This is a genomic window from Micrococcus sp. KRD128 (assembly GCF_017168395.1).
In the GTDB taxonomy this organism is placed as follows: domain Bacteria; phylum Actinomycetota; class Actinomycetes; order Actinomycetales; family Micrococcaceae; genus Micrococcus; species Micrococcus luteus.
Genome location: NZ_JABFAX010000001.1, coordinates 1 through 12,561, shown reverse-complemented (window position 1 = coordinate 12,561; position 12,561 = coordinate 1). Strand labels below are relative to the sequence as shown.

The following is a 12,561-nucleotide window of genomic DNA, read 5'->3' as shown; positions in this document are numbered from 1 at the left end:
GACTGGCCCCGCCTCCCCCGGGGTGATGGACTGCCCTGCATGAGCGCCCAGCCCCGCATCGACGACCACGCCTTCCTGTCCCGCCAGCTCAGCGGGGCACTGGTGTCCCGGGAGGGGGCGATCACGTGGCTGTGCCTGCCCCGCTTCGACTCGGCCTCGGTGTTCACCTCTCTCCTCGGCATGCGGGAGCACGGCGAGTGGAGCCTGGGGATCGAGGACGGCGAGGTCGCGGAGCGCGCCTACCTGCCGGGCACCCTCGTGCTGCGCACCCTCTGGCGTTCGCCGTCTGGGGAGGCCGAGGTGCTGGACTTCATGCCGCTCCTGGACGCGGACGGCATGGGGGACACCCTGGGGAACGACGGCGGCCCCGACGGGACCGGGGCGTCCGAGGCGGCGCCGCGGGCCGACGTCATGCGGCTGGTCCGCTGCCTCGCGGGACGCGTGCGCGTGAGGCAGTCCGTGTTCGCCCGCCTCGACTACGGCGAGGTCGAGCCGTGGGTCTCGCGTCAGGAGGACGCAGACGGGGAGTCGTTCCTGGCCGTCGTCGCCGGCGGGGACGCGCTCGCGGTGCACGGGCCGGACCTGGAGCCGGTGGACGGGCATCACGAGGGCACGACGGAGCTGGTCGCCGGGGAGTCTGCCCAGTGGTGCCTGACCTGGTACCCGGCGTGGGGCATGGCCCCCTCCGCGCCCCGCGCGGGGGACGTGCTGGAGGCCACCGTGCGCAGCTGGCGCGGCTGGCTGGAGGAGTCGACCCGGGAGGCCCCGCAGGCGGACGACCCGCTCGCCGATCGGGTCCAGCGATCCCTCCTCGTGCTCAAGGGGCTCACGCACCGGGCCACGGGCGGCATCGTGGCGGCCCCGACCATGAGCCTGCCGGAGGACATCGGCGGGGTCCGGAACTGGGACTACCGCTATGTGTGGCTGCGGGACACCGCGCTCGCCCTGGAGGCCCTGCTCGCGCACGGGCACGTGGAGGGGGCGACGGCCTGGCGCGACTGGCTGCTGCGCGCCATCGCGGGGGAGCCCCACGAGGTGCAGGTCATGTACACGCTCTCGGGGGAGCGGCACATGCCCGAGCGCGAGCTCGAGCACCTCCCCGGCCACGCGGACTCCCGGCCCGTGGTCGTGGGCAACGGCGCCGCGGACCAGTGGCAGGCGGACGTCATCGGCACCGTGATGATGGCGCTGTGCGCCCTCCGGGACGCCGGCGTCCCGGAGGACGAGTGGTCCTGGCCGCTGCAGAAGCGGCTCGTGGAGCGCGTCGTCGCGCATCGGGAGGACCCGGACCACGGGCTGTGGGAGATGCGCGGGGAGCCTGCCTTCTTCACGCACGGCCGCGTCAAGATGTGGGCCGCACTGGACCGTGCGCTGCACGCCGTGGCCACCCACGGCGTGCCCGCCACGGAGGCGGAGACCGCGGCATGGGAGCGCCACCGGGACGAGCTGCGGGAGGAGATCCTCACCCGCGGCGTGCACGCGGACGGCCACTTCACCCAGACCTACGGCTCGGACGCGGTGGACGCCTCCCTCCTCCAGATCCCCCACACCGGGTTCCTGCCCCCGGACGACCCGCGCATGCTCGCCACCGTACGGCGGATCGAGGAGGAGCTCGTCACGGACACCGGCCTGGTGCTGCGCTACCGCCCGGACGGCTCCGACGGGTTGCCCGGTGAGGAGGCGCCGTTCCTCGCGTGCGCCTTCTGGCTCGTGGAGCAGTACGCGCGCACCGGCCGCCTGGACGACGCCGACGCCCTCATGGAGCGGCTCGACGCGTGCGCGAACGACCTCGACCTCATGGCCGAGGAGTACGACGACGGCCAGGACCGCATGGCGGGCAACTTCCCCCAGGCGTTCAGCCACCTGGCGCTCCTGCGCGCTGCCGACGCGCTGGCCCAGGTCCGCGCGGCCGGCGGGGCCGGGGAGGCCGGAGACTGACCGGTTCTGGACGGACGTCCCACCCCCGTCACACCACGCGGCGGGTCGCCCCCAGCGCCGTCAGCAGGAACGCGTACTCCCACGCGGTGTCCTCCCAGCCCTGGTACCGGCCGGACGCGCCGCCGTGGCCGCCGTCCATCTCGGTGCGCAGCAGGATCGGGGCGCCGCCCTCGGCCAGGGGCGTGGCCTGGTCGCTCGTCACCGTCCGCCGCAGCTGGGCCACCCACTTGGCCGGCTCCACGTAGTGCACGCGGGTGTCGTTCAGGCTCGTCACGGCCGCGATCGCCGGGTAGTCCACCGCCCGCACGTTCTCATACGGGGTGTAGGCGCGCATGGCCTCATACACGGCCGCGTCCTCGATCGGGTTGCCCCACTCCTCCCACTCGAGCGCGGACAGCGGCAGCTCCGGGTCGAGGATGGTGGTGAGCGCGTCCACGAACGGCACCACCGCCAGGCACGCCCGGTACAGCTCCGGCGCGAGGTTCAGCACCGCGCCCATGAGCAGGCCGCCGGCCGAGCCGCCCATGCAGGCCACGCGCGCCGGGTCCGCCCAGCCGAGGTCCACGAGGTGCCGGGTGGCGTCCACGAAGTCCGTGAAGGAGTGCCGCTTGGCCAGCTTCTTGCCGTCCTCGTACCAGCGCCGGCCCAGTTCGCCGCCGCCGCGCACGTGCGCGACCGCGAACACCACGCCCCGGTCCAGCAGGGACAGCCGGGCCACACCGAGCACGGGGTCCATGGACATCTCGTAGGAGCCGTAGCCGTACACCACGCACGGGGCCGTCCCGTCCGCGGCCACGTCGCGGCGCCGGATCACGGTGACGGGGATCCGCACGTCCTCCCCGGTCACCGACGACGGCTCGGACGCCGGCGCCCACACGCGCTCGGCCACGTAGTCGTCCGGGTCGTAGCCGGGCACCTCCGTCTCGCGGCGCAGGTGCACCTCGCCGGTCGCCGCCGAGACGTCCAGCACGCGTGCGGGCGTGATCCAGGACGTGTAGGCCAGCCGCAGGAACGGGGACTCGGCCGCCGTCGCGGACAGGTGGCACGCGTAGAGCTCCTCGTCGAACCCGGGCTCGCGCCAGTGCGCGGCCTGCCCGGCCAGCACGGCGTCCAGCCCGGCGACGACGACGCGCGGGGTGGTCTCCCGGCGCACGGCCAGGGCGGCGTGGGTCAGGGTGACCATGACGCCGTCGACCTTCACGTCCTCGCGGTGCGGCACGACGGTGCGCCAGGCGCCCCGGTCGGCGACGTCGGTCTCGGCGACCACCGAGAGCATCCCGTTGGGCGCGGAGACGGGGGCGCCGTCGTCGTCCAGGGCGCGGTCGTGGACCACGAGCAGCCGACGGACGCCGTCGGCGTCGGTGACGGGCTCGACGTCGGCGAGCATCCGCCACGCGCGGGGGATCAGCACACGCGGGGCGGGCAGGGGCGTGGCAGGGTCCTCCGGCAGGTCGACCACGAGGGTCTCGGAGACCTCCGAGTTGCCGACGCCGATCAGCAGCTGGGTGCGGTCGGCGACGCCCTCGAAGCCGGTCCACATGCCCGGATCGGCCTCCTCGTGCAGGAGCACGTCCTCGGCCGGGTCGGTGCCGAGCACGTGGGCCTTGACCTGGTACGGCCGCCACGAGTCGTCCCACACGGTGTAGAACACGCGGGTGCCCGAGCGGTCGAAGCGGACGCCGTGGGCCACGTTCTCGACCGCGTCCGGCAGGTCCTCGCCCGTGGCGATCTCGCGCACGCGCAGGGTGAAGCGCTCGTCGCCGGTGTGGTCCACGGCGTAGGCCACCCGGGTGGCGTCCGGGCTGATGTGCAGGCCGCCGAGCGCGAAGAACGGGTGCCCCTCGGCCTCGGCGTTGCCGTCCAGGATCACCTGCTCGCCCGGCAGGGCGGCGTCCGGGGTGATGACGGGCGGGGTCCAGTCGGCCTCGAGGTCGCCGGTGTCGCGTGCGGGCACGCGGCAGTGGATCGGGTACTCGGCGCCCTCGCGGGTGCGCACGAAGTACCACCACCCGTCCCGGCGGGCGGGCACGGAGCGGTCCGTCTCCACCGTGCGGGCCTTGATCTCGCCGACGATCGCCTCGCGCAGCGGCGCCTGGTCCGCGGTCACGGCCTCGGTGTACGCGTTCTCGGCGGCCAGGTGCTCGAGCACGCGGGGCTCCGCCTTGCCGCGCAGCCACTCGAAGTCGTCCTGGAACGTGTGGCCGTGGTGGCGGCGGGTCACGGGCTCGGCGGAGACGGACGGCGGGACGGGGGCGTGCGACGTGGTCTGGGGCATGCGGCCCATCCCATCACGCCGCGCGGGGCGGGGCCGACACCCCGCGCCGCACACGACGACGGCGGCGCACCGGCCCGGTGCGCCGCCGTCGGGGGTGGCGGGTCAGTTCAGGCCGAGCGATGCCCGGACCACGCCGAGCCCGAAGTACGCGACGAACGCGAGCGCCACGAACCACAGCAGCGGGTGCACCTCGCGGCCGCGGCCCTGGCCCGTGCGGATCACCGCGTAGGCCACCACGCCGGCGCCGATGCCGTTGACGATCGAGTAGGTGAACGGCATGAGGATGAACGTGAGGAATGCCGGGAAGGCCGCGCCCGGGTCGGACCAGTCGATCTGCACCACGTGCTGGCACATCATGAACCCGACCACCACGAGCGCGGGGGCCACGGCCTCGAACGGCACGAGGTGGATGAGCGGGGAGAGGAACACGGCCGCGAGGAAGAACAGGCCGGTGAACACGGAGGCCAGGCCGGTCCGGGCGCCCTCGCCGATGCCGGTGCCGGACTCCACGAAGATCTGGTGCGCCGAGCCGGAGGCGCCGCCGCCCACGGCGACCGCGAGCGCGTCCGCGGCGAGCACCCGGTTCAGGTCGGGGATGGAGCCGTCCGGGTTCACGGTGCCGGCCTCGCGGGCCAGGCCCACGGAGACGCCCATCGCGTCGAAGAACACGGAGAGCAGGATCGCGAACACGAGCAGGGAGGCCATCAGCCCGCCCACGGAGGTGAAGGCGCCGAACAGGTCCACGCTGCCGAGCAGGTGCAGGTCCGGGGCGGTCCACTCGGGCAGGGAGGGGGCGATCAGGGACCAGCCGGTGGGCACGGCGTTCCCGTCGGCGTCCACGGAGGGGCCGATGTGGAACACGGCCTCCAGCACGTTGGCGAGGATCGTCGCCGCGACGATGCCGATCAGGATGGCGCCGCGCACCTTGCGGATCACGAGGACCGCGGTCAGCAGCAGCCCGACGACGAAGACCAGCACGGGCCAGCCCTCGAGCTCGCCGCCCGTGCCCAGGCCCACGGGGACCGTGGTGTCGGCGGCGTCCGGCAGCCGCCGCACGAACCCGGCGTTGACGAGGCCGATCAGCGCGATGAACAGGCCGATGCCCACCACGATGCCGGACTTCAGCGCCTCCGGGACCGCGTCGAACACGGCGCGGCGGAAGCCGGTGACCACGAGCAGCAGCATCACGAGGCCGGCGAGGGTGACGAGGCCCATCAGCTGGGGCCAGGTGAGCCCCGGCGTCGTGGCGATGGTGATGGAGACGAACGCGGAGACGCCCAGGCCCGCGGCCACCGCGAACGGGTGCCGCGCCCACACGCCCATGACGATGGTCATGACGCCCGCCACGAGCGCGGTGACGGCGGCCACCGCGGGGATGCCCAGGGTGTTCCCGGCCGAGTCGGGCCCGGACAGGATCAGCGGGTTCAGCACCACGATGTAGCTCATCGCCAGGAACGTGGCGAGGCCGCCGCGGAACTCCTGGCCCACCGACGAGCCGCGCTCGGTGATGCGGAAGTACCGGTCCAGGGCGCCGCGGGGAGCGGCGGTGGACGGGGCGGGCGAGGGCGGTGGAGAGGCGGTGCGGGAGGCCATGGCACCAGCGTAGTGACCCGGTCCCACGACGATGGCGCGCGTGCCGTCCCGCTACGCTCGCGGGCATGCGTCCCCGCTCCGCCTCCGCCGTCCGCACCCGGGAGGCGCTGCGCGACGCCGTGCAGATCTACGCCCCCTCCACCGTCTACGCCGTCGGCCTGGGCGCCATGACGCCCGCGCTCGCGGTGGCGGCGCTGGCCCTCGGCCTGGACGCGGCGCGGGCGGCCGCCGTGGTGCTGCTGGTGGGGCTCGGCTCGCTCGTGGCCAACGGGCCGGCCTCGGCGCTCGCGGCCCGGGCGGGGGAGCGGGTCACCATGGTCGTCTCCGCCGTGCTCGGCACGGCCGGCGCGGGCCTGGCCTGGGCGACGACGGCCGGGGTGTCCTCCGGGCCGTCGGCGGCGGGGGTGGCCGAGCCGGGGCGGCTGGCGCTGTTCCTGGCCGCGGTGCTCGCCGTGGGCATGGCCGGGGCCGGGTTCAATCTGGCCCGGCAGGCGTACCTGGCGGTGGCGGTGCCGGCCACGCACCGGGCCCGCGCGATGTCCACGCTCGGCGGGACCGTGCGGATCGGGACGTTCCTGGGCCCGTTCCTGGGGGCCGCCGCGCAGGCCCCGCTCGGGCTGGACGGCGCGTTCGCCGCGGCCGCCGCGGCCATGGCCGTCGGCGCCCTGCTGTGTCTGCGGATCCGGGATCTGCCGGTGCCGGCGTCCGGTTCGGCGGCGGGGGAGGAGCCCGGCCCGGCCGGTCGACCCCGGCTGCTGGACGTGGCGCGCGCCCGGCGGGGGGCGTTGCTCACGGCCGGCTTCGGTGTCGTGGCCGTCTCCGCCGCCCGCGCGGCGCGCAACGCGGTCATCCCGCTGTGGGCCACGCACCTGGGCCTGGACGCGGCGACGGCGTCGCTCGTCTTCGGCCTGGCCGGCGCGGCGGACCTGCTGCTCTTCTACCCCTCGGGTCGGCTCATGGACCGCTTCGGCCGGCGCGCCGTGGCGGTGCCGTGCCTGACCCTGCTGGGGGCGGGGTTCCTGGCGATCAGCTTCACCCGGGAGCCGACGGCGTTCGCGGCGGCGGCGGTGCTGCTGGGCATCGGCAACGGCTTCGGCGCGGGGATCGTGATGACCCTCGGGGCGGACCACTCGCCGCCGAACGCGCGCGCCCAGTTCCTCGGCCTGTGGCGCTCGATGTCCGACGCGGGGATGCTGGCCGGGCCGCTGCTGCTGTCCGGGGTGACCGCCGCGGCCGGGCTGGCCGTCGGCGTCGGCTCCCTCGCGGTCGTCTGCGGTGTCGGAGCGGTCGTGTTCGCCGCGGTGCTGCCGCGCGGGCCGGGGGCCGTGGCGGACCCGCCGGCCGTCGTCGTGCGCTCCCGCTGACCGGGGCGCCGGGCCGTCGGCTCAGTCGGCGGTCTCGTCCGGGGGGATGGTCTGCCCGGAGGCCTGGTCGTCGAAGACCATGTAGGTCTGCGTGTCGACGACGCTCGGCAGGGTCTGCAGTTCGTCGAAGATCACGCGGCGCAGGTCGGCGGTGTCCCGCGCGCGGACCAGCAGGATCACGTCCATGTTCCCGCCCACGAGGGAGACGTGGGAGACCTCGGGGATGGCCAGGAGCGTGGCGCGCAGCTCGCGCCAGTCGTGCTGACGCAGCTTCATGGTCACGTGGGCGGAGGCCCCGAAGCCGACCTTGACGGGGTCGACCCGCACGGTGAAGCCTGTGATCACGCCCGCGTCCTGCAGGCGGTTCAGGCGCGAGTAGCAGTGCGCGCGGGAGATGTGCACGCGCTCGGCCAGGGCGGCGACGGACATCCGCCCGTCCTGCGTCAGTTCGCGGACGATCGCGCGGTCCACGCGGTCCAGCGGCTCGGCGGCCATGGCTCCTCCTGGGGCGGGGCGGACGGGGTCGGCCACGCGGCGGCGGACCGTCTACGTGGCACGAGTCACCATAGCAGTTCGTCTGATGGAGTGCCTGGTTTGCACCCGATCGTCTCGTGATCCCGGGCGGGCGAGCGACACATTGACCCTCTTGGGCACACTGAAGGCCACAGATCGAGAGGACCCGCCATGAGTGACCCCACCCCCGCCGTGCCCGGGGCCGCCCGGACCGACGAGGCCGAGACCCGCCCGAACGCCGGCGCCGCCTTCGGCATCTCCCTCGAGGAGTACCTGCTCCCCGCCGCCCGCCGCATCCAGCTGATCGGCGAGGACGGCACTCTGCTGGCCCCGGAGGAGCAGGGCACCGAGCCCGGCCACGAGTACCCGCTGCCCTCCGACGAGGAGCTGCTGGCCGCCTACCGCCACCTCGTCATCGGCCGCCGCGTCAACGACCAGGCCTACGCCCTGGTGCGCCAGGGCCGCATGGCCGTCTATCCGTCCTCGCACGGCCAGGAGGCCTCCGAGGTCGCCGCCGCCGTCTGCCTGGGCGAGGACGACTGGCTGTTCCCGACCTACCGCGACACCGTGGCCGTGATCGCCCGCGGCGTCCCGCCGCTCGAGGTGATGGTGGCCTACCAGGGCACCTGGCATCAGGGCTACGACCCCCGGAAGCACCACGTCTCCATCCAGTCCACGCCCCTGACCACCCAGATGCTGCACGCCGTCGGGATGGCCAAGGCCGCCCGCCTGCGCGGCGAGGAGGTCGTGTGCCTGGCCATGGTCGGCGACGGCGGCACCTCCGAGGGCGACTTCCACGAGGCGCTGAACTTCGCGGCCGTGTTCAAGCTGCCGGTGATCTTCTTCGTGCAGAACAACAAGTTCGCCATCTCCGTGCCGTTCGCCAAGCAGTCGGCCGCCCCGTCCCTGGCCCACAAGGCCGTGGGCTACGGCCTGGCCGGCGAGCGCGTGGACGGCAACGACCTCGGCGCCCTGCTGGCCGTGCTGGGCCGCGCCGTGGAGCTGTGCCGGCAGGGCCAGGGCCCCTTCCTCGTGGAGGCGGACACCTACCGCATGCAGGCGCACACCAACACGGACGACCCCTCGCGCTACCGCGACGACGCCGAGGTGAAGGAGTGGGAGGCGCGCGACCCGCTGCGCCGCATGACCGCCTATCTCGAGTCCACCGGCGCCCTCACCGAGGAGGTCTCGGCCCAGATCGCCCGCGACGCCGAGGACGTCGCGCAGCAGCTGCGTGACGCCATGAACGCCGAGACGGATCTCGATCCGCTCGAGCTGTTCGACCACGTCTACTCCGTGCAGACCCCGCAGCTCGCCGCCCAGCGCGCGCAGCTGGCCGAGGAGCTGTCCCGTTCCGAGAACCAGGAGGCCTGAGCATGGCGACCCTGACCTTCGCCGCCGCGCTCAACGCGGCGCTGGCCGACGAGATGGCCGCCGACGACATGGTGGTGGTGTTCGGCGAGGACGTCGGCACCCTCGGCGGCGTCTTCCGCATCACGGACGGGCTGACCGCGCGCTTCGGCGAGGAGCGCTGCTTCGACACCCCGCTGGCCGAGTCCGGCATCGCGGGCATGGCCGTGGGCATGGCCCTCGGCGGCGCCCGCCCCGTGATCGAGATGCAGTTCGACGCGTTCGCGTACCCGGCCTTCGAGCAGATCGCCTCGCACGTGGCCAAGATGCGCAACCGCACCAAGGGCGCCACGCCCATGCCGATCACCATCCGCATCCCCTACGGCGGCGGCATCGGCGGCGTGGAGCACCATTGCGACTCCTCCGAGTCCTACTACGCGCACACCCCGGGCCTGAAGGTGTACACCCCGGCCTCGGTGAAGGACGCGTACATGATGCTGCGCTCGGCCATCCGCCTGGACGACCCGGTGGTCTTCATGGAGCCCAAGAAGATGTACTGGACCAAGGCCGAGCTCGACCTCGACCAGCTGCGCGCCGAGTTCGAGGAGGGCTGGGCCCGCGTCGAGGACAAGAAGGAGCACGGCGAGGCCTGGGCGCGCGCCGCCGTCGTCCGCGAGGGCACGGACGTCACCCTCGTCTCCTACGGCCCCTCCGTGCCCACCTGCCTCGCCGCCGCCCACGCGGCCGCGGAGGAGGGGCTCTCGGTGGAGGTCGTGGACCTGCGCACCGTGAACCCGCTGGACGAGGACACGATGACCGCCTCGGTCGCCAAGACCGGCCGCGCCGTCGTCGTCGCCGAGCCGCAGGGCTTCGCGTCCGTGGCCTCCGAGCTGGTGGCCCGGATCCAGCAGCGCTGCTTCCACTCGCTGGCGGCGCCCGTGGGCCGCGTGACCGGCTTCGACATCCCGTTCCCCGCGCCGAAGCTCGAGGAGCACCACCTGCCGAACATCGATCGCATCCTGGACGCGATCGACGACCTGAACTGGGACCTGGACGCCGAGGAGGCCCGCGCATGAGCAACACCTTCCTGCTGCCCGACCTGGGCGAGGGCCTGACCGAGGCCGACATCGTCCGCTGGCTCGTCGCCGAGGGCGACACCGTGGCCGTCGACCAGCCCATGGTCGAGGTCGAGACCGCCAAGGCCCTCGTCGAGGTGCCGAGCCCGTACGCCGGCACCGTGCTGACCCTGCACGGCGCCGAGGGCGAGACCATGGACGTCGGCAGCCCGCTGATCACCATCGGCGCGGCCGGCGAGTCCGGTGGGGGCTCCGCACCCGTCGCCGGCACCGAGTCCCTGGCCGTCCCGCCGTCCACCGGTGCGGCCGCGGCCGAGGCCGCCCACCCCGGCGCGCTGAGCTACCGCGAGGAGGAGATGGCCGGCGTCCAGCCGAAGCCGGACAAGGCCCGCGGCGGCGACGGCGACGTCGCCGGCTCCGACGACGAGGCCTCCGGCGCCGTGCTCATCGGCTACGGCACCTCCGGCCACAAGGCCACCTCCCGCAGCCGCCCGTCCAAGCGCGGCCGCGGCACCGCCCGCCCGGCGCCCAGGCCGGCGCCCCGCGCGTGACCTCCCCGATCGTCCGCAAGCTCGCCCGCGAGAAGGGCGTGGACGTGGCCGCGCTGACCGGCACGGGCCCGGGCGGCCTGATCACCCGCGCCGACGTGCTCACCGCGGCCGAGGGCTTCGCCCCGCAGGCCGCCCCGACCCCGGCCCCGTCGGCCGCCGCCGCCCCGGCAGCCGAGGCCGCCGCGCAGCCGGGCGCCGTGGACGGGCGGACCGGCCTGGCCGTCGTCGCACGCACCCCGATCTCGGGGGTGCGCAAGGTGATCGCGGACCAGCTCTCCCGCTCGCGCCGCGAGGTCCCGGAGGTCACGGCGTGGCTGGACGTGGACGTCACCGCCCTGCTCGAGCTGCGGGCCGCGCTCAAGGCGAAGGACCCGGAGAACGCGCCCTCGCTGCTCGGCCTGATCGCCCGCTTCACCCTGGCCGGCCTGCGCCGGTACCCGGTGATGAACGCGCGCATCGAGGCGGGGGCGGAGGGCAAGGACGAGATCGTGGAGGTCGACGGCGTCCACCTCGGCCTGGCCGTGCAGACCGACCGCGGCCTCATGGTGCCCTCCGTCGAGCACGCGGAGAAGCTGTCCGCGGACGAGCTCACCGCCGCGATCAACGACACCGTCAGCCGTGCCCGCGCGGGCAGGGCCGCCCCGGCCGAGCTCACCCGCGGCACGTTCACGCTGAACAACTACGGCCCGCTGGGCACGGACGGCGCCACGCCGATCATCAACGTGCCCGAGGTCGGGATGCTCGGCATCGGCCGGATCATCGACCGCCCGTGGGTCGTGGATGGGGAGATCGTGGTCCGCAAGGTCACCGAGATGACCGTGACCTTCGACCACCGCGTCACCGACGGCGCCACCGCGAGCGCGTTCCTCACGTTCGTGGCGGACTGCCTCCACGATCCGACGGCGGCCCTCGCCCGGATCTGATCCGCACGATCCCGGCCCGCCCCGACCCCTGACGAGCCCTGCGATGTGGCGGCCATTCCTCGCGGATGGCCGCCACATCGCAGGGCTCGTCGTCGGGTGGGGGGCGGTGAGCGTGCGGGGAGGGGGGTCAGTCCGCGCGGCCGCGGCGGAAGGCCGTGCCGAGCGCGCCCCACAGCAGGACCGCGGGGGAGGCGCTGAGCAGGATCCCGGCCGGCTCGGCCGCCGGGTGGGGGCCGGCGCCGCTGGTCGCGGGGGTGTCGAGGGTGAGGGCCAGCAGCACCAGCCCGGCCGCCAGGCCCGCGACGCCCAGGGACCAGAGCGTGGCCTCCACGCCGCGGGCGCCGCGCGGTGCGGGCCGCGGTGCGCCGTCGTACCGGGCGAACGGCACGGCGAGCAGCCCCCAGGCGGCGGACACGAGGGCCGCGGCGGCCATGTCCGACGGCCGGTGCCAGGCCTCCGTGTAGGCGACGGCGCCGGTGCAGGCGCTGACCACGGCGCCGAGGACGGTGGTGAGCGGTCGCCACCGGGCGGGCACGAGCAGCAGCGCGGCCACAGCGGCGCCCGTTGCGAGCGTCATGTGGCCCGAGGGCAGTGAGTTGCCGCCGGACCACGGGACCCCGTCGGCGTGTTCGGGCCGTGGAAGCGCCGCCTTGAGCAGCTGCGTGGTGAGGTTGGACCCGGCCAGCACGAGGAGGGCGAGCAGCCCCCGCCGCCGCCACCGGGCCACGGCGAGCGCGCCGAGCGAGGCCAGTGCCATGCCGACCGCCAGCCCGAGCGGCAGGATTCGCACCACCTGGGAGGCCACGTCTGGCACGGTGTCCGCGTAGCGCTCCTCGACGGCGCGGAACACCTGGTACTCGAGCACCTGGCCGGCGGAGGACCACACCAGGGCGGCGTAGACCAGCACGACGCCGGCCACACACGCGGCCAGCGCCAGCCACCACGTCCACGAGGGGAGGCGGCGCGGGGCGCGGGCGG

The 12,561-nt window shown here is 74.6% G+C and carries 8 protein-coding genes and 1 pseudogene; 5 read left to right on the top strand and 4 right to left on the bottom strand.

Annotated elements, in window-relative coordinates:
* Window positions 1-39 precede the first annotated feature (39 nt).
* Window positions 40-1,938: a glycoside hydrolase family 15 protein gene (locus J1M44_RS00045; protein WP_206480320.1), complete on the top strand. Its 1,899-nt coding sequence runs from the start codon at window positions 40-42 to the stop codon at window positions 1,936-1,938.
* Window positions 1,939-1,966: 28 nt separating this feature from the next.
* Here the strand turns inward: J1M44_RS00045 and J1M44_RS00040 are convergent, their stop codons facing one another.
* Together J1M44_RS00040 and J1M44_RS00035 are read right to left on the bottom strand one after the other, a co-directional pair.
* On the bottom strand, window positions 1,967-4,213 hold the full coding sequence (locus J1M44_RS00040) for a S9 family peptidase (protein ID WP_206480319.1): 2,247 nt from the start codon (window positions 4,211-4,213) through the stop codon (window positions 1,967-1,969).
* Window positions 4,214-4,315: 102 nt separating this feature from the next.
* Entirely contained in the window at window positions 4,316-5,806 is a 1,491-nt protein-coding gene (locus tag J1M44_RS00035; protein ID WP_206480318.1) for an NCS2 family permease, read from the bottom strand.
* 65 nt (window positions 5,807-5,871) lie between these two features.
* Here J1M44_RS00035 and J1M44_RS00030 point away from each other — a divergent pair, with 65 nt between their 5' ends.
* A complete protein-coding gene (locus tag J1M44_RS00030; protein WP_206480317.1) occupies window positions 5,872-7,170 on the top strand; it encodes an MFS transporter in 1,299 nt (432 codons plus the stop codon).
* A 21-nt stretch (window positions 7,171-7,191) separates the two neighbouring features.
* Here J1M44_RS00030 and J1M44_RS00025 read toward each other — a convergent pair whose 3' ends face one another.
* Window positions 7,192-7,665: an Lrp/AsnC family transcriptional regulator gene (locus J1M44_RS00025; RefSeq protein WP_036316705.1), complete on the bottom strand. Its 474-nt coding sequence runs from the start codon at window positions 7,663-7,665 to the stop codon at window positions 7,192-7,194.
* A gap of 189 nt (window positions 7,666-7,854) precedes the next feature.
* Here J1M44_RS00025 and J1M44_RS00020 point away from each other — a divergent pair, with 189 nt between their 5' ends.
* From J1M44_RS00020 to J1M44_RS00010, 3 genes and pseudogenes are all read left to right on the top strand, one after another.
* Window positions 7,855-9,057, top strand: a complete 1,203-nt coding sequence (locus J1M44_RS00020; RefSeq protein WP_145032822.1) for a thiamine pyrophosphate-dependent enzyme — start codon at window positions 7,855-7,857, stop codon at window positions 9,055-9,057.
* Between the two features lie 2 nt (window positions 9,058-9,059).
* Complete coding sequence (locus J1M44_RS00015) at window positions 9,060-10,109, top strand: alpha-ketoacid dehydrogenase subunit beta (RefSeq protein WP_049159054.1); 1,050 nt, start codon at window positions 9,060-9,062, stop codon at window positions 10,107-10,109.
* A pseudogene (locus tag J1M44_RS00010) lies at window positions 10,106-11,583 on the top strand (dihydrolipoamide acetyltransferase family protein). Before J1M44_RS00015 ends, J1M44_RS00010 begins: the two are co-directional and overlap by 4 nt.
* A gap of 127 nt (window positions 11,584-11,710) precedes the next feature.
* Here J1M44_RS00010 and J1M44_RS00005 read toward each other — a convergent pair.
* A partial coding sequence (locus tag J1M44_RS00005; protein WP_206480316.1) for a phosphatase PAP2 family protein occupies window positions 11,711-12,561 on the bottom strand: 851 nt, incomplete at its 5' end.